This window comes from Sphingomonas sp. LR59 (assembly GCF_036855945.1).
Classification (GTDB): Bacteria; Pseudomonadota; Alphaproteobacteria; order Sphingomonadales; family Sphingomonadaceae; genus Sphingomonas.
Window position 1 is genome coordinate 1,264,100 of the sequence record NZ_JASPFL010000001.1, and the last position, 17,598, is coordinate 1,281,697.

A 17,598-nucleotide genomic window follows, 5' to 3' on the forward strand; every position below is an offset into this window, starting at 1 on the left:
TCTATGATCGCCACCGCAATAGTTCCAGAGGGGGCGAAATTGCGGCGCCTTATTCGTCGCGTGTTTCGGTGATGCCGAGGAGCTTCAGTTTGCGGTGGAGCGCCGATCGCTCCATGCCGATGAAGCTCGCCGTCCGCGAGATGTTTCCCGAAAAGCGCCGGATCTGGACGCGGAGATATTCGCGTTCGAACGTCTCCCGTGCTTCCCGCAGCGGCGATCCCATGATCGCGGTGCCGCCCGCCGCGCCCATGTCGCCCTGATCGCCAAGCACTTCGGCGGGCAAAAGGTCGATGTCGATCCGGCCGATCCGGTCGCCCGGTGCGAGGATGATCGTCCGCTCGACGACGTTGCGCAGCTGGCGGACGTTGCCGGGCCAGTCGTAGGATTGCAGCGCGACCATCGCGTCGGCTGCGATCTCGGGCGTCGGCACGCGGCGTTCGGACGCGTAATGCGCGATGAAATGCTGGACCAGCGCAGGGATGTCCTCGCGGCGATCCGACAGCGGCGGGATCGTCACGGGAACGACGTTGAGACGGTAATACAGGTCCTCGCGAAACCGCCCCTCGGCGATCTCGAAGACGAGGTCGCGGGCGGTCGCCGAGACGACACGGACGTCGACCTTGACCACTCGGGTGCCACCAACGCGCGTGAAACTCTGGTCGGTCAGCGCGCGCAGGATCCTCGCCTGCGTGGTGATTGGCATGTCGGCGATCTCGTCGAGAAACAGCGTGCCGCCATGTGCCTGCTCGAACAGGCCTGGACGGACGAGATCACCCGCTTCCTCGACGCCGAACAGCTCCTCATCGACGCGCTCCGGAGTCATCCGTGCAGCGCTGACGACGATGAACGGCGCGTCGGTGCGCAGGCTCCAGCCATGCAGCAGGCGCGCGGCGACTTCCTTGCCGACCCCTGCCCCGCCCATGATGAGCACGCGACTGCCGGTCGCGGCGACGCGCTTCAGCGTGGCGCGGACGCCGTTGATCGATCCCGAGCTGCCGGTCAGATCGGTCTCGCGGCCGACGGTTGCTCGCAACGTCGCGACCTCACGACGCAGCCGCTCGGTCTCGGTCGCGCGCGCGACCATGAGCAGCAGGCGCTCGGCTTCGAACGGCTTTTCAATGAAGTCGGAGGCACCACGCCGGATGGCGGCGACTGCGGTGTCGAGATTGCCGTGGCCCGAGATCACCAGCACCGGGATCGACGGATCGCGCCGCTTGATCTCGTCGAGCAATTCTAGCCCGTCGAGCCGCGAGCCTTGCAGCCAGACGTCGAGCAGCACCAGCGATGGTCGCCGCGCGGCAATCGCCTCTAGCGCGCTGTCGCTGTCGCCAGCATCGCGCGTCGCATAGCCTTCGTCCTCCAGGACGCCGGCGACCAGTTCGCGAATGTCACGTTCGTCGTCCACGACGAGAATATCGAGCGCCATCAAATCATGTCCGGTTGCGAGTCATGGTGGCGAGTTGGCCATCCCCTGCCCCCTCGGGTAGCGGCCCTCTTGCGTCGAGCCCCCTTGATCCAGGCCCCCTTGGTCGAGCGCGGTGAGCGCCCTTATATCGAAGATCATGGTGACGAGCGTGCCGCCACCCGGTCGATCGGAGAACCCGATCGTGCCACAATGTTCCTCAATGATCTTCTTGACGATGGCAAGCCCGAGACCGGTGCCACGCGCGCGCGTCGTGACATAGGGCTCCATGATCCGGTCCCGATCGACGGGGAGGCCGATGCCCGTGTCGGCCAGCGCGATGGTCACGCTGCGGCCCGGATCCTGGCTCAGCGCCATGGTGACCGATCCACCGGGTTCACCCTTTGCCTCAATGGCTTCGACCGCGTTCTTAACGAGGTTCGTGAGCGCCTGGCCGATCTGGCGACGGTCGCAGACCAGCGCCAGGCCGGGATCGTCGTTGACCAGATGGAAGCCGATTGCGGGGTGCGCCACCTCGTGCAGGAAAAGCGCCTGCCGCGCGGCGTCGACCAGCGATTCCTCGCGGAAGACGGGCTTGGGCATTCGTGCGAACGACGAGAACTCGTCGACCATCCGGCGGAGATCGCCGACCTGACGGATGATCGTGTCGGTCAGCCGCGAGAAGGTACCGTCCTGCATCTCGGTCTTTGTGCCGTAGCGGCGTTGCAGGCGTTCGGCGGCAAGCTGGATCGGGGTCAGCGGGTTCTTGATCTCGTGCGCGATCCGCCGCGCGACGTCGGACCAGGCCGCACGGCGCTGATCGAGCAGTTGCTGCGTGATGTCGTCGAAGGTCAGGATCGGGCCCGTCGCAGGTCGTGCGATCCGCACTGCCAGCGTGCGGACGTCGCCACCCTGCCCGACCTCGACGATCGCCTCGCGGTCGCCACCGTCGAGCATCGCGTCGAGCTCGGGTGCGACATCGACCAGTCGCCGACCGACCAGCCCGCCGGCATCGGTGCCAAGCAACGTCGTCGCCGAATCATTGGCGATCGTGATCGTCCGCTCGCGTCCGGTCGCGACGACGCCCGCGGAGACGCCCGCCATCACCGCCTCGATCAGCGCGCGGCGGCTTTCGAGCTGGCCGTTGGCGGTGACGAGTTCGGTGTTCTGCGCCTCCAGCTGCCCGGTCATCTGATTGAACGCGTTGGCCAGCGTGCCGACCTCGTCGCGGCTGCGCGGATCGGGCACGCGTGCGGTCAGGTCGCCGCCTGCCACCCGGCGCGCGGCGTCGACGAGCTCGCCGACCGGCCGGACGAGGCGATCCGCGACCGCCAGCGCGATCCACACCGCAATCCCGACGATCAACAACGAGATCAGCAGCAGTGCCGCATTGAACTGCAGTTGCAGGCTGCGCGCCCTGGCCAGAAGCGATCGATAACTCTTCAGCACATCGTTCGCGCGCGTGGTCTGTTCGGACAGTAATTTCGTATCCTCGACGCGGCCCGCATAGAGGAACAGCTCGTCAGATCCCGGCAGCATCGTGATCGTCTGGATACGATCGCCCGTCACCGCCACGACCGCGCTCTTGCCCGACCGTAGCTCGGCGATCGCCGAGGGGGTGACGCGACGCGTAAAGTCGATCTCGTACGGGTTGACGATCGCCAGCGTCTGGATCCCCTGCTGGGGGGACAGTTTGAACAACGCCGCTTCCGAGAGGCTGCGAAAATAGACTTGTTGGAGGAACCAACCGGAAAAATCCGGGCTCTGCAGCGAGCGTTCGCGGAGATAGGCGGACATGTCGCTCGCCATCGTCACGGTGGCTTCCTGCCATCGGTTGAGCTGGCGGGCGTAGGACGACTGGGCGAGCCCGGTCGCATTCTCAAGCATCCCGCGCGCCTGGTCGGAATACCAGAACTGGACGCCGTACTGGAACAGCAGCGACGCAAAGATCGTCACCAGCAGCATCGGCACCGCCGCAACGATCGAGAAGAGTGCGACGAGGCGAACGTGGAGACGACCGCCGCCGCCGACCGGCGAGCGTGCTGCACGCCGCATCGCCACGCGCCGCCCCAGCAGCATGAGCAGGGCGATTCCTGGCACGAGATTGGCGACGAGCAGCAGCGCGACGAGCGGCGGGGCCAACAGACGCTGCGGCGCGTCGGAGCCGGTGATGACGAAATAGCTGGCCACGGCGATCGCGATCGCGACGCCCAGCACAAGCGCTTCGACCGCAGGCGTCACCGCGAACCGGTGCGCGGGCCCGTCATCATCCATCGGTAGCGTCGCGGAAGCGATCATCGTTGCCCCGATACAACGTCAACCGTTGCCAGGAAACCACATAATGACAAGATCAGCGCCGTTCCGCCTCGTCACCGCGCCGCGCATCGACACCGCTATCGATATGGATGCCGAGCGTATCGAGCCTTTTGCGCAGCGTGTTGCGGTTGATGCCGAGCGCGCGCGCCGCGCGAAGCTGATTCTGGCCGTGACGCGCGAGCATCGCCTCGATCAGCGGGCGTTCGACTTCGCCGATCACGCGGTCGTAGAGCGTGCCATCGTCGAGCGATGCGGGGTCTTCGCGCGCGATCCGGTCGATCATTGCGCGCACCGCCTGGCCGATCTCGATCTCGACCGCTTCGCCCGACGCCGCCTGGGTGCCGATCATTGCCCGGATCGCCTCGGCGTCGATCACCTCGTCACGCGCCAGCACGGCGAGACGGCGCATCAGGTTCTCAAGTTCACGGACATTGCCGGGCCAGTCGTGCGCCCCCAGTTCGGTCAGCGCGTCGCCGCCGAGTTGACGGCGTGGCAGGCCTTGCAGGGCGGCGTGATCGAGGAAGTGGCGCGCGAGCAAGGCGATGTCCTGCCGTCGCTCGCGGAGTGCCGGCAGCGCGATCGGCACGACGTTGAGGCGGTAGAACAGGTCTTCGCGGAACTGGCCATTAGCGACCTGCGATGCCAGATCGCGATTGGTTGCGGCGACGATACGGACGTCGACGCGGATCGTCCGCGCGCCGCCGACGCTGGTGAACTCGCCCGACTGGAGCACGCGCAACAGGCGGGTCTGCGCCTCCATCGGCATGTCGCCGATCTCGTCGAGGAACAACGTGCCGCCCGACGCCTGTTCAAACCGGCCGGCATTGCGCGTCGCGGCGCCGGTGAACGCACCGCGCTCATGACCGAACAGCTCGGCCTCGATCAGTTCGCGCGGGATCGCGGCCATGTTGATCGCGACGAACGGGGCCGCGCTGCGTGGCCCCAGATCATGGATCGCGCGCGCGACGAGTTCCTTGCCGGTGCCCGATTCGCCCGAGATCAGCACGGTCAGGTCGTTCGAGACGACCCGGGCGATGATCCGATAGACGTCCTGCATCGCCGCCGAGCGCCCGATCAGCGGGAGTGCACGATCCGCGTCGTGGAGCGCATCCTCGCTGACCATGCCGCCACGGGCAAGCGCACCGGCGACCGCACGCGTAAGGACGTCGAGGTCGAACGGCTTGGGGAGGTATTCGTAGGCACCGACTTCGGCCGCGCGGACCGCGGTGGTCAGCGTGTTCTGGGCCGAGAGGACGATGATCGGCAGCAGCGGAAAGCGCGCGGCGACGCTGCGGACGTGGTCGATGCCGTCCCCATCCGGCAGGATGACGTCGGTGACGAGGACGTCGGGAAGCGAGGCCGCGAGCGCGCGTTCGAGTTGCGCCAGACTGTCGGCGACGGTGACGTCATGCCCTGCGCGGCGGAGCGCCTGTGCGACGACAGTGCGGATCGCGGCATCGTCGTCGACGACCAGGACGGTGCTCACGATGCGGCCCTTGGCAGCAACAGGCGGAGGACGGTCATCTCTGGATTTCCTTCGCGGGCATATTGGACGATGCCGCCCATGTCGCGCGTGAGCTTGTCGACCAGCGCGAGACCGAGCCCCTGCCCTTCGCGACGACCTGAAACGAACGGATCGAACAGGTGATCGGCGATATCGGCAGGCGCGCCGGGACCATTGTCGAACACGCAGATCTCGATCGGCAGCGGCAGGCGCGGTTTGCCCGGCGCCGAGCTGACGGTGATCCCGTGACGGTAGGCGGTCGTCATGACAATGCGGGGTTCGCGTTCGTTTCGAACGGCTTCGCGGGCGTTCTTGAGAAGGTTTATGATGATCTGGAGCAGCGCGTCTCGGTTGATCTGGGCTGGCGGGAGCGACGGATCGAAGCGTTCCTCGATAGTGATGCCGCGTGCGAACCCGGCCAGCGCGAGCCGGCGGGCATGGCCGAGCAGCGGATAGATGTTCTCACTGGCGAGTGGCAGCGGCCGCGTGTCGCTGAAATCCTGCATCCGATCGATCAGCGCGGCGATGCGGTCGACCTCGGTGACGATCAGCGTGGTCAATTCACCGGCGCCGAGCAGTTGGGCGGCACCGCGGATGCCCGACAGCGGGTTCTTGATCTCGTGCGCCAGCATTGCTGCGGCGCCGACGGCTGCGCGCGCGCCGGCCGCGCGGTCGGCGGAATGGCCGAGGCGCCGTGAGGTCGCGGCGGAATGTAGCGTGATCGCGCGCCAGCCGGGATAGTCCGCGATCTGCGTCTCGGCAAAATCGACGCGGATCTTCACGCCGCGCGCGGTTGCGATCTCGGTGTCGTAAACCGCCAGGCCGTGCCCATCGCGGTTGCGCGGATCGTCGGGCGGCGGGATGATCGCGTCGAGCGGCTGGCCGATCATCAACCGCTCGGACAGGTTCAGCAGTTGCTCGGCGAGCGCATTGGCGTGCGCGACACGGTGGTCGGGATCGACGACGACGACCGCGACCGGGAGCGCCGCGAACAGCTCCGCAAAGCCCGGCCGTCCGCGTGAACTGGTGTCAGGCCGCCGCAAGGTCACGCCAAGGCGCGTAGAATTCGGCGAGCATCGCCTTGACCTGTTTGGGATCGGGCACCTGGTTGACCTTGTTGCGGAACTCCGCCGAACCGGGCAGCCCCTTGGTGTACCAGCCGATATGCTTCCGGGCCATGTTGACGCCGGTTTCGATCCCGTAATGTTCGAGCATCGCCTCGTAATGGCCTGCGATCGCGTCATATTGCTCGGTGATCGACGGGTCTTCGATGCGACGGCCGGTGGCGAACCATTCCATTACCTGGCCGAGCACCCATGGGCGTCCGTAGGAGCCGCGACCGATCATCAGTCCGTCCGCGCCGGACTGGTCCATCGCCGCCTCCGCGTCCTCGATGGTGCAGATGTCGCCGTTGACGATCACCGGGACGGTGACCGCGTCCTTGACCTTGCGGACGAAGACCCAGTCGGCGCTGCCCTTGTACATCTGGTTGCGCGTGCGGCCGTGGACGGTGATCAGCTTGATGCCGAGGTCTTCCGCGATGCGCGCGAGATCGGGCGCGTTGAGGCTGTCGTGGCACCAGCCCATTCGCATCTTCAACGTCACGGGGACGTCGACCGCCTTGACCGTCGCCTCGATGATCGCGCTGGCGAGCTTGGTGTCGCGCATCAGCGCCGAGCCCGCGTCGCCGTTGACGACCTTCCGCACCGGGCAGCCCATGTTGATGTCGATGATCGCCGCGCCGCGATCCTGGCTGAGCTTGGCGGCCTCGCCCATCTCGTAGGGGGTGCAGCCGATCAGTTGCATCGACACCGGCTCCTCGAGCCGATCCCACGCCGCCTTCTGCAACGACTGGCGGGTTTCGCGGATAGCCGCCTGGCTCGCCACCATCTCGGTGACGTTGAGGCCCGAGCCATAGCGTCGCACGAGCGTGCGGAACGGCATGTCGGTGACGCCGGTCATCGGCGCGAGCACAACGGGGCTTTCGATCCGGACGGGACCGATCTGGATAGGAGCAAGGTTACGCATGGATGTGCCTGAAAAAGAGGCATCGCCCTACCTCCTCCGGTGGTTTTTCGCAAGACTGGCGAGCGTCGAGGCGAACCGCTAGGTCGCGGGGATGACACAGGGACAGCGTATCATCGCGATCATCGTCGCCGCCGGAACCGGCGTGCGCGCCGGGGGCGGTTCCCAAGCAATATGCGCGGATCGGTGGGCGACCGATGATCGCCTATTCGCACGCCGCGTTCGCTGCGCATCCTTCGATTGCCGAGACGATCGTCGTCGTGGCCGAAAGGCAGCAGGCGATGGCGATCGACGCACTGGGGCGCGATGTGACTATTGTGGTTGGTGGTGCGACCCGGCGCGAGTCGGTCGCGAACGGAGTCGTGGCAGCCGGTGGTGCCACGCATGTGCTGATCCACGACGCCGCCCGCCCCTTCCTGCCTGCCGCGGTCATCGATTCGCTCGTTGCCGCCTTGAAGACCAGGGACGCGGCGATCCCGGTGCTCCCGGTGACCGATACGCTCGCGCGCGGCAATGGCCTGCTGGGTGACGTCGTGCCTCGCGCGGACCTCAACCGGGTGCAGACTCCGCAAGCGTTTGCGGTGGAGGCACTCCGTGCCGCGCACGCGGTCTGGCCTGGAGACGAAGAAGCCACCGACGATGCGCAGATGGTGCGACGGCTTGGCGTCGGCGTCGCGTTGGTGCAGGGCTCGGCGATGCTCGAGAAAGTCACCCACCCCGAAGATTTCGCGGCCGCCGAAGCGCGTGTCGCCTACGAGACCCGCACCGCGATGGGCTTCGACGTCCACCGGCTCGAAACCGGCGAAGAACTCTGGCTCGGCGGCGTCCTGATCCCGCACGACAAGGGGCTGTCGGGGCATAGCGATGCCGACGTCGCGCTCCACGCGCTGACCGACGCGTTGCTCGGCACGATCGCGGCGGGCGATATCGGCACGCATTTCCCGCCGAGCGATCCGCAGTGGAAGGGCGCCGACTCCGCGCAGTTCCTCCAGCATGCCGCCAAGCTGATCGCCGACAAAAACGGCCGGATCGATTTCGTCGACCTGACGATCATGTGCGAGGCGCCGAAGATCGGCCCGCATCGCGCATCGATGACCGCACGGATCGCCGACCTGCTCGGGCTCACGCTCGACCGGGTCAGCGTCAAGGCTACGACGACCGAACGGCTTGGCTTCACCGGGCGCGGCGAAGGCATTGCTGCGCAGGCGGTAGCGACCATTCGCCTGCCCGGATCGCCGCGTTGAAGATCGCGGCAGCGCTTGGGGGATCGCCCTCCTCGCCAGCCCGGCAGTGGCGCAACCGCGCTGCATCACCGGGCCCGAGGCCGAGTCGCTGACGCTTGTCGCGATGCCCGACATCCTGCGCGAGACCGGACGTGTCTGCGCGGCACAGCTTCCCGCCGCCAGTCTGATCCGGTCGCAGTCGAGTGCGCTGATCGATCGCTATCAGATCGAGTCCGACCGGGCTTGGCCGGCGGCGCGCGCGGCGATCGTCAAGCTCAGCGATCCCGCCGTGGACGCATTGCTCGATCTCGGAGTTTGCACGCCCGCTGCTGACGACGCTGCTGGTACCGCAGATCGTCGGGCGGATCGCGACGCGCGATTGCGGAACGATCGACCGGATGGTGACGCTGCTCCAGCCCTTGCCACCGCGCAACACCGCGGGCATCGTCGTCGAGACGTTGCGGTACCTCAAATCCCAGAAGTCGCGCAGCGGTGATATTGCCGCGGTGGCGATGCTGCTCTGCCCGGTGGAGACTCGCTGATGGATACGATCCTTCCCGCCGAACTGGTCGACGCCGCGCGTAAAGTGGTCGAGCAGAACCGCGCGATCGGCCGCCGAGTCGCGGTCGCTGAGAGCTGCACCGGCGGGCTGGTCGCTGCCGCATTGACCGAGATTCCCGGTTCGTCGGACGTCTTCGAGGTCGGCTTCGTCACCTATTCGAACGCCGCCAAGCTCGGCGTGCTGAAGATCAGTTCGGATGTGCTGGAGACGTTCGGCGCGGTGTCGATCGCGGTTGCCTGGAGCATGGCTCAGGCCGCGCTCAAGCAGTCGGGCGCTGATATCGCCGTGGCCATCACCGGCGTTGCGGGCCCCGGTGGTGGTTCGCTCAAGAAGCCGGTCGGCACCGTCGTGTTCGGTCGCGCCGAGAAGGGTCGCGACCCGTCCGATGTCCATGCCGATCGCAAGGATTTCGGCGATCTTGGTCGCGGTGGGATCCGGCTTCAGGCGGCGTTGTGCGCGCTCGAACTCTTGTTGCCGGACGCTTCGGCGCCATAAAGCTCCGCGGCGCGGGTCTCGAACGCGCCGATCATCTTTCGCAGTGCAGCACCGAAGACCTGCCCCGCGATCATCTCGAACATCCGGTTCTTGAACGCGAAGTCGACGGTGAAGTCGACCGCGCAGCCCTGCGGCTCGGGACGGAAATGCCACTCGTTGCGGAGGTATTTCAGCGGGCCATCGACATAATCGACGGTGAGTTCGCTCGGCCGCACCTTCTGCACGCGCGAGGTGAACGTCTCGCGCAGGCCCTTGAAGCCGACGATCATGTCGGCGAGCGTCTCGGTCTCGCTGTTCGAGCGCACGCGCATCGCGCTGACCCACGGCAGGAACTCGGCATAACGACCGACATCGGCCACCAGGTCGAACATCTGCTCAGGGGTGTAGGGCAAATGGCGCGTTTCCGAATGCTTCGGCATCAGATGCGCGCGACGCCCAGCTTGGCGTCACGGTTAGCGCGCAACCGTTCGAAATCATCGCCCGCGTGATAGCTCGACCGGGTAAGCGGTGAGGATGCGACCAGCAGGAACCCCTTTGCGCGGGCGATCGAGGCATAGGCGTCGAACGCCTTGGGAGGCACGAACTCGGCGACCTTCGCGTGACGCGGCGTCGGCTGGAGATACTGGCCCATCGTCAGGAAATCGATGTCGGCGCAGCGCATGTCATCCATCACCTGATGAATCTCCAGCCGCTCCTCGCCGAGCCCGAGCATCACGCCGGACTTGGTGAAGATCGACGGATCATGCTTCTTCACGCTCTCCAGCAAGCGCAGCGACGCATAGTAGCGCGCGCCGGGGCGGATCGTCGGATAGAGCCGCGGCACCGTCTCGAGGTTGTGATTGTAGACGTCGGGGCGCGCCTCGACGATCGACTCGATCGCGGCCTGCGCCTTGTTGCGGAAGTCGGGAGTCAGGATCTCGATCGTCGTGGTCGGGTTCGACGCACGGATCGCCTGGATCACCTTGACGAACTGCGACGCACCGCCATCGGGCAGATCGTCACGATCGACCGAGGTGATGACGATGTGGTTGAGCCCCATTTGCGCGGCGGCATCCGCGACGTTCTGCGGCTCCATCCGGTCGACTGCGCGCGGCATGCCGGTCTTGACGTTGCAGAACGCGCACGCCCGCGTGCAGGTGTCGCCGAGGATCATGACCGTCGCATGCTTCTTCGACCAGCATTCGCCGATGTTCGGGCAAGCGGCCTCTTCGCATACGGTGGTGAGGCTTTTCGAGCGCATCAACTCGCGCGTCTTTGCGAAGCCAGCGGAGGTCGGCGCCTTGACGCGGATCCAGTCGGGCTTGCGCGCACGGACCGGCGCAGCCATCGGGGTCATGTCGTTCATGCACGCCAGATAGCCCCGCCCGGCCGTTGAGACAATGGTGGCGGGCCATGTCGGCGGGTTGGAACCATCGGACGAACCGGATAAAATCATGGAACCAGTTTCAACATGACAAGTTTGTCATGTTGCATCGCAAACTGATATGGAAGGCTAACCGTGCCAACTCACTTTCCGGAAATGATCGAAGGCTATCACCGCTTCAAGGACGGCCCCTGGGAGGAGCAGCGCGAGCGCTGGAAGGAACTGCAGGACGGCCAGAGCCCCAAGGTGATGATCATCGCCTGCTCCGACAGCCGCGTCGAACCCGCGCAGATTTTCGATACGCTGCCGGGCGAAGTGTTCGTCGTCCGCAACGTCGCCAACCTCGTCCCGCCGTTCGAAACCGGTGGTGGTTATCACGGCGTCTCCGCGGCGATCGAGTTCGCGGTTACGCAGCTGAAGGTCGAAGAGATCGTCGTGATGGGCCACGAGAAGTGCGGTGGCTGCAAGGCCGCGCTGACGCAGGCGTTTGCCGATGCCGATCACGGTGCAGGCGGCTTCGTGTCCGACTGGGTCAGTCTGCTCGACGGTGCCCGCGAGAAGGTCATCGCGAAGTACGGTGAAGGTGCCGAGGCCGGCCGCGAGATGGAACTCGAATCCGTCCGGACCTCGATCGCCAACCTCCGCACCTTCCCGTTCGTGACCGAGGCAGAAGCCGCCGGCACGCTGGCCCTGCGCGGTGCCTATTTCGGCATCGACAAGGGTCAGATGCTGCTGCTCAACGAGGATGACGAGTTCATTCAGGCCGAGGCAGCGGAGGCCAAGTCCGCTAAAGCCTAACGCGTCAGCGAAGGCCAAACGCCTTCTCCGCCACCTTCTTGACCTTCGGGTCGAGCGGTGGCGGCACCATCGACACGCCGGCTTCGAGGCGGTCCGCGATCAGCGTCAGCGCTGCGATCCGGGCCGCCTTTTTGTCGTTGCCGTCGATCACGGTCCACGGCGCGGTCGCGGTGTCGGTGCGCGCGAACATCTCGGCCATCGCCTCCAGATAGTCTTCACGGCGCGACCGGTTGTGGAAATCATCGAGCCCGGTCTTCCAGTGCTTCCATGGATCGTCGAGCCGCGCCTTCAATCGGCGGTCCTGTTCCTTCTGCGTGGTGTGGATGAACAGCTTGATGAGGGTGGTGCCGCTCTCGACCTGTTGCGCCTCGAACGCGTTGATCTCGTCGTAACCGTGACGCCATTCGGTTTCGCTGGCGAACCCCTCGACGCGCTCGACCAGGACGCGGCCGTACCAGCTGCGGTCGAACACCGCGATGTTGCCGTTCGCGGGCAGCCGGTTCCAGAAGCGCCAGAGGAAATGATGCGCCTTCTCGTCCGCAGTCGGCGCCGAGATCGGCCAGACCTTGTAGTTGCGCGGATCCCATTCGGCGGACAGGCGCTGGATGATGCCGCCCTTCCCTGCTGCGTCCCATCCTTCGAACATGACGATCGCCCGCGTACCGCCGACGATGTGCGCGACCTGGATATGTTCGAGCCGCTTTTGCAGCGCGGCGAGGTCGTGCTTGTACTTGCCGTCGTATTCGTCGCCAGCTTCGTAATCGGCCAAGTGTATCGTCATGCATCGCGCTCCGTCGCAAGGGTCGGGATCTGAACGTTCCAGGCGCCCCGTCGGCGCAGGATGAACCAATAATAGGCGATCGACAGCAGGATCTGCGCGCCCGTCATGATCAAACCGGGGCGTCCCTCCTCGATATCGAGCCAACTCGTCCAGCAGACATAGCCGAGCGCGAGCAGCGTCACCACCGGAGCGATTGGGTAGAACGGCATCTGGTAGGGGGCGTGGGCGGTCTTGCCGGTACGCCTGCCGACGATCGCCGCGACGCAGATGCCCGTGTAGATCGCGACGAGGCCGGTGCCGCTGAGCACCAGCAGCAACTGGAGCGGCAGAAAGCACGCGACGATCCCGAACCCGCCGACCAGCAGCGTGCCGACCCAGGGCGAGCCGAACTTCGGGTGGACCTGCGTCATCCACCGATCGAGCGGACGCCCCCAGCTCCCGTCGCGCGCGGTGCCGTAGAAGAAGCGCGCGCAGGCGAGGATGCAGGCGATCACCGCGTTGACGATCGCGACGACGACGCCGATCGAGATCCAGTTCGCCGTCGTGGTGCCGCTGCGGAGGGTGACGAGGAGGCCGAACGGGTCGTCGGCGGTAAGCGTGGCGTGGAGGTCTGGTGCACCGACGAGGACCGCGACGATCGGGATGCCCTCGAACAGCAGCGTCAGCGCGAGCGAGGCCATGATCGCGCGCGCGATCAGTCGGGGGGCCTCGAGCATCTCTTCGCCGAAATACACCGCGGCGCCATAGCCATTGAGTGCGAAGATCGCGATCGAGGTGGCGAGGCCGATCGAGGCGGCGGACGCGGGGATGAGCGCGCCAGCTTGCGGCATCACCGGGTGGAGGAGCAGGTCGCCGAACGGGCGCACGGCGTCGGCGAATCCGAGCCAGACGACCGCGAGGATCGCCAGCATTTCGACCAGCAGGAAGAGCCCGGTGAGCCACGCGTTGACGCGGATCTGGAGGATCGCGACCAGCGTCGACCCTGCGACCACGGCGATAGCGATGGGGATCTGCGGCAGGCCGGGCGTCAGCGTGCCGAGCACCGCGCTGACGCCCAGGCCTGCGACCGGGGGGAAGAGCAGGTTGTTGAAGACGTTGACGCCGAGCATGACGAACCCCGCCATCGGCCCGAGCGTATGCGCGACCGCGACATACTCGCCGCCTGCGACCGGCCAGGCAGAGGAGAGTTCGGCGTAGACGAACGCGGTCGCGACGCAGACGAGTCCGGCGATCAGCGTTGCCCAGACTGCGCCGGTGCCGGCGACCTGGAGCATGCCGGGGACGATGACGAACACCGACGATGCCGGGGTCGCGACGGAGAGGGTGAGGAACAGGACGCCCGTGACGCCGAGGTTGCGGACGAGGGTTGGCGCAGCCGCCGGTGTCATCTGATCGTCGCGCATGCCAACCCCTTATCGTGCAGGGGTATTTGCATGGTTGAGGGGGTTGAGGAAGCGTGAGACGTCTTTCCCTCGCCCTTCGGGGAGAGGGAGGGGCCCGCCCGCGCTTGCGGGTGAGAGGATGAGGGGAAGTTGGCGCGCACCAACCGCCCCTCACCCTCCCGTCGCCAAGCGGCTCCTCCTTCCCTCTCCCCGTAGGGGCGAGGGACAGAGAGACGTTACCCAGCGCTCGGCGCGACCACCTTAGTTGCGTCCTTCGGACCATCCACCGTCAGGCGGATGTTGAGTTCCTTCAGCTGCTTGGCACTGACCGGGCTCGGCGCGCCCATCATCAAATCCTCGGCCTTCTGGTTCATCGGGAACAGCACGACCTCGCGGATGTTCGGTTCGCCCGCGAGCAACATCACCATCCGGTCGATCCCCGGTGCCGAGCCACCATGCGGCGGTGCGCCGACCTTGAACGCGTTGATCATGCCGGCGAAGTTCGTGTCGACATCAGCCTGCGTGTACCCGGCGATCTCGAACGCCTTGTACATGATCTCCGGACGATGGTTCCGGATCGCGCCCGACGACAGCTCGACGCCGTTGCAGACGATATCGTACTGATAGGCCAGGATATCGAGCGGATCCTTGTTTTCCAGCGCGTCCATCTCGCCCTGCGGCATCGAGAACGGGTTGTGGCTGAAATCGACCTTCTTGGCGTCCTCGTCATATTCGAACATCGGGAAATCGACGATCCAGCAGAACTCGAACCGGTTCTCGTCGATCAGGCCGAGGTCTGCGCCGATCCGCGCACGGGCGGCGCCCGCCAGCTTCGAGGCGGGCAGTTCCTTGCCGGCGGCGAAGAAGATGCCGTCGTTCGGGCCGAGACCCATCTCGGCGATTAGCTTCCGGGTCGCCTCCTCGCCGTGGTTCTTGGCGATCGGGCCGCCGAGTTCACCGTTCTTCTGGGTGATGTAACCGAGCCCGGCATGGCCCTCGGCGCGCGCCCAGTCGTTCATGTCGGTGAAGAATTTGCGGCTCCTGTCGGCGGTGTTCGGCGCGGGGATCGCGCGGACCACGTCACCGCCCGCGACGATGCCCGCGAACAGACCAAAGCCCGAATCGACGAAGTGATGGCCGACGTCGTGGATCAGGATCGGGTTGCGCAGGTCGGGTTTGTCGCTGCCGTACTTCAGCATCGATTCGCGGTAGGGGATGCGCTTGAACGGGAGCGCGGAGACCTGACGTCCCTTGCCCTGCCAGTCGGCGAACTCCTCGAACACGCCGTGAAGGACGGGCTCGATTGCCGCGAACACGTCGTCCTGTGTGACGAAGCTCATCTCGAAATCGAGCTGGTAGAATTCGCCCGGCGAGCGATCGGCGCGCGCGTCCTCGTCGCGGAAGCAGGGCGCGATCTGGAAGTAGCGGTCGAAGCCGGCGACCATCAGCAGCTGCTTGAACATCTGCGGAGCCTGCGGGAGCGCGTAGAACTTGCCGGGATGGACGCGGCTCGGCACCAGGTAATCGCGTGCGCCCTCGGGGCTCGATGCGGTCAGGATCGGCGTCTGGAATTCGGTGAACCCTTGCGAATTCATCCGGTTGCGCAGCGACGTGATCACCTGGCTGCGGAGCATGATGTTCGCGTGCAGCCGCTCACGACGCAGATCGAGGTACCGATAGCGCAGGCGGATATCCTCGGGATACTCGGCCTCGCCCGCGACCGGCATCGGCAGCTCGCCGGCCATCGACTGGACGGTCGCGGCGGTCGCGCGGATCTCGATCCCGCCGGTCGGCAGGTTCGGGTTCACGGCTTCCGGCGCACGTGCGGTCACCTTGCCGGTGATCGTCACCACGCTCTCGCTCTTCAGGCCCTCGATGACCTTGAAGACCGGGCCAGACACGTCAGTGACGATCTGCGTGATGCCGTAGTGATCGCGGAGATCGATGAAGACGAGGTCGCCGTGATCGCGCTTCTTGTGGACCCAGCCGGAGACGCGGACCTCTTCGCCGACCTGTTCGGGGCGGAGGGCGGCGCAGTTGTGGGTGCGATAGGCGTGCATGTCTCTGTCTCTCATACGTCGTCCCAGCATCTCGTGCGGCAAGGATGCGCCCTGCGACGGGAGATCCCAGCTTTCGCTGGGATGACGGGAATTGGATGGCTCGCGCTTCACCTTCCCTACCCGCCTTTGTCAACCCGCCCCTTTGTCAACGAGAGGGAGCCTCGCTATGGACGAGCGATGCATATCCACCCGCTTATCTCCGACAGTGCCACGCTCGCCAATCTGTGCGCGCGCATGGCCGACGCCGACTATGTGTGCGTCGACACCGAATTCATGCGCGAGAGCACTTATTACCCGGAGCTCTGCCTGATCCAGATCGCCGACGACAAGGAAGCCGCGGCGATCGACCCGATGGCACCGGGGATCGACCTGAAACCGCTGCTCGACCTGCTCGTCGAGAATCACGACGTGCTGAAGGTCGTCCATGCCGGCGGCCAGGACATCGAGATCGTCTACAACCTCACCGGCAAGACGCCCTTCCCGCTGTTCGACACGCAGGTCGCGGCGATGGCGCTCGGCCAGGGCGAGCAGATCGGCTATTCGAACCTGGTCGACAGCTGGCTCGGGATCGCGGTCGACAAGGGGGCGCGGTTCACCGATTGGGCGCGCCGGCCGCTCGACGCGCGGCAGATCGAATATGCGATCGGCGACGTGACGCACCTTTCGAAGATCTTCCCGAAGATGCTGGAGCGATTGCGCAAGACCGGGCGCGGCGTGTGGCTCGACCAAGAGATGGAGCGGCTGGGCGATACCGCCAATTATGCGAACGATCCGGATCTGGCGTGGAAGCGCGTGCGGATCTCGGGGCGCAAGCCTGATGTTTTGGGGCGCCTGAAGGCGCTCGCGCGCTGGCGTGAACTCGAAGCGCAAGCGAAGGATTTGCCGCGCGGGCGGATCGTCAAGGACGAGACGCTCGGCGACATGGCGGGGCATCCGCCGCGGAAGCAGGCGGATCTGGCGCGGGTGCGCGGGCTTTCCGCGACCTGGGCTGGGAACGACATCGGCGGGCGGTTGATGGCGGCAATCGAGGGTGCGCAACCGCTGAGCGACGACGAGATGCCGCCGCGGGACGATCGCAAGCCGGGGCTTGGAAAGGAGGGCTCGCTGGTTGCGGATCTCCTCAAGCTGTTGCTCAAGATCCGCTCGCGAGACATTGATGTGGCGTCGAAGTTGCTCGCACGCACCGATGAGCTAGAGGCGCTGGCCGCTGGCGTGCGAACCGGGCTGCCGATGCTCGAAGGCTGGCGGTTCGATCAGTTCGGACGCGATGCGCTAGATTTGGTCGAGGGGCGACTGGCCTTTGCGGTCATCGGCGGCAAGCTCAAGATGACTCGGACGGAGGACGCTGCGTGAGGATCGTTCTGGTCACAGCCTTGGTCGCCACGGCAGCGTGTACACCGGTCGAGATGAGGGGCGAGACGCCGGCCGCTGCACCAGTGGCTGCTGCGTGCAATGCCGATTCGCTGGGCGATCTGGTCGGCAAGCGCGCAAGCGATGCCCGGGCGGATGTGATGCAGACCCGGTCGGGATCGCGGACGCTGCGCTGGATCGCGCCGAATACCGCGGTGACGATGGATTTCCGGCCTGACCGGCTGAATGTGTACGTCGATGCGAAGGGCCGGATCGAACGCTTCACCTGCGCTTGAGTCTGCTCTGTATATCCTCCTCCTGCAGGGGAGGTGGCTGG

The 17,598-nt window shown here is 66.0% G+C and carries 15 protein-coding genes and 1 pseudogene; 6 read left to right on the forward strand and 10 right to left on the reverse strand.

Going from position 1 to position 17,598, the window contains the following annotated elements; all coding sequences use genetic code 11:
• Window positions 1-49 precede the first annotated feature (49 nt).
• The 5 genes from ntrX to dusB are packed head-to-tail and all read right to left on the reverse strand — an operon-like array spanning window position 50 to window position 7,250.
• Window positions 50-1,426 (reverse strand): nitrogen assimilation response regulator NtrX, encoded by a 1,377-nt coding sequence (ntrX, locus tag QP164_RS05695; RefSeq protein ID WP_132734059.1) that lies wholly within the window; start codon window positions 1,424-1,426, stop codon window positions 50-52.
• Between the two features lie 21 nt (window positions 1,427-1,447).
• A complete protein-coding gene (locus QP164_RS05700) occupies window positions 1,448-3,700 on the reverse strand; it encodes a sensor histidine kinase (RefSeq protein WP_333922480.1) in 2,253 nt (750 codons plus the stop codon).
• Window positions 3,701-3,752: 52 nt separating this feature from the next.
• Window positions 3,753-5,204: a nitrogen regulation protein NR(I) gene (ntrC, locus tag QP164_RS05705; RefSeq protein WP_333922481.1), complete on the reverse strand. Its 1,452-nt coding sequence runs from the start codon at window positions 5,202-5,204 to the stop codon at window positions 3,753-3,755.
• Window positions 5,201-6,265 (reverse strand): two-component system sensor histidine kinase NtrB, encoded by a 1,065-nt coding sequence (locus QP164_RS05710; protein WP_333922482.1) that lies wholly within the window; start codon window positions 6,263-6,265, stop codon window positions 5,201-5,203. Before QP164_RS05710 ends, ntrC begins: the two co-directional genes overlap by 4 nt.
• Window positions 6,252-7,250: a tRNA dihydrouridine synthase DusB gene (gene dusB / locus QP164_RS05715; protein WP_333922483.1), complete on the reverse strand. Its 999-nt coding sequence runs from the start codon at window positions 7,248-7,250 to the stop codon at window positions 6,252-6,254. Before dusB ends, QP164_RS05710 begins: the two co-directional genes overlap by 14 nt.
• Window positions 7,251-7,341: 91 nt before the next feature.
• Between dusB and QP164_RS05720 the strand changes: the two are divergent.
• The 3 genes and pseudogenes from QP164_RS05720 to QP164_RS05730 all read left to right on the forward strand — a co-directional run bounded on the left by QP164_RS05720 (window position 7,342) and on the right by QP164_RS05730 (window position 9,527).
• Window positions 7,342-8,491 (forward strand): annotated as a pseudogene (locus QP164_RS05720) (bifunctional 2-C-methyl-D-erythritol 4-phosphate cytidylyltransferase/2-C-methyl-D-erythritol 2,4-cyclodiphosphate synthase).
• Between the two features lie 46 nt (window positions 8,492-8,537).
• Complete coding sequence (locus QP164_RS05725; RefSeq protein WP_333922484.1) at window positions 8,538-8,966, forward strand: hypothetical protein; 429 nt, start codon at window positions 8,538-8,540, stop codon at window positions 8,964-8,966.
• A gap of 45 nt (window positions 8,967-9,011) precedes the next feature.
• Window positions 9,012-9,527 carry a CinA family protein gene (locus QP164_RS05730; RefSeq protein WP_056048893.1) on the forward strand — a complete coding sequence of 172 codons (516 nt, stop codon included), beginning with the start codon at window positions 9,012-9,014 and terminating at the stop codon, window positions 9,525-9,527.
• On the opposite strand, the gene QP164_RS05735 is transcribed toward QP164_RS05730, so the two are convergent.
• Both QP164_RS05735 and lipA read right to left on the reverse strand, forming a co-directional pair.
• Window positions 9,473-9,946, reverse strand: a complete 474-nt coding sequence (locus QP164_RS05735; protein WP_333922485.1) for a type II toxin-antitoxin system RatA family toxin — start codon at window positions 9,944-9,946, stop codon at window positions 9,473-9,475. The two genes, QP164_RS05730 and QP164_RS05735, sit on opposite strands and share 55 nt — an antisense overlap.
• On the reverse strand, window positions 9,946-10,872 hold the full coding sequence (gene lipA, locus QP164_RS05740) for a lipoyl synthase (RefSeq protein ID WP_120300234.1): 927 nt from the start codon (window positions 10,870-10,872) through the stop codon (window positions 9,946-9,948). Before lipA ends, QP164_RS05735 begins: the two co-directional genes overlap by 1 nt.
• Before the next feature lie 174 nt (window positions 10,873-11,046).
• Here lipA and QP164_RS05745 point away from each other — a divergent pair, with 174 nt between their 5' ends.
• The gene (locus QP164_RS05745; RefSeq protein ID WP_333924193.1) at window positions 11,047-11,688 is read left to right on the forward strand and encodes a carbonic anhydrase; all 642 of its coding nucleotides are present in this window, start codon (window positions 11,047-11,049) and stop codon (window positions 11,686-11,688) included.
• A gap of 4 nt (window positions 11,689-11,692) precedes the next feature.
• Here QP164_RS05745 and QP164_RS05750 read toward each other — a convergent pair whose 3' ends face one another.
• The 3 genes from QP164_RS05750 to aspS form a co-directional block, all read right to left on the reverse strand.
• On the reverse strand, window positions 11,693-12,469 hold the full coding sequence (locus QP164_RS05750; RefSeq protein WP_333922486.1) for a polyphosphate kinase 2 family protein: 777 nt from the start codon (window positions 12,467-12,469) through the stop codon (window positions 11,693-11,695).
• Window positions 12,466-13,872, reverse strand: a complete 1,407-nt coding sequence (locus tag QP164_RS05755) for an APC family permease (protein WP_333922487.1) — start codon at window positions 13,870-13,872, stop codon at window positions 12,466-12,468. Before QP164_RS05755 ends, QP164_RS05750 begins: the two co-directional genes overlap by 4 nt.
• Before the next feature lie 215 nt (window positions 13,873-14,087).
• Window positions 14,088-15,911 (reverse strand): aspartate--tRNA ligase, encoded by a 1,824-nt coding sequence (gene aspS / locus QP164_RS05760; protein WP_333922488.1) that lies wholly within the window; start codon window positions 15,909-15,911, stop codon window positions 14,088-14,090.
• Between the two features lie 177 nt (window positions 15,912-16,088).
• Between aspS and rnd the strand changes: the two genes are divergently transcribed.
• Window positions 16,089-17,264, forward strand: a complete 1,176-nt coding sequence (gene rnd, locus QP164_RS05765; RefSeq protein ID WP_333922489.1) for a ribonuclease D — start codon at window positions 16,089-16,091, stop codon at window positions 17,262-17,264.
• Window positions 17,261-17,557 carry an I78 family peptidase inhibitor gene (locus tag QP164_RS05770; protein ID WP_333922490.1) on the forward strand — a complete coding sequence of 99 codons (297 nt, stop codon included), beginning with the start codon at window positions 17,261-17,263 and terminating at the stop codon, window positions 17,555-17,557. The genes rnd and QP164_RS05770 overlap by 4 nt, the downstream gene beginning before the upstream one ends.
• The last annotated feature ends 41 nt before the right edge of the window (window positions 17,558-17,598 follow it).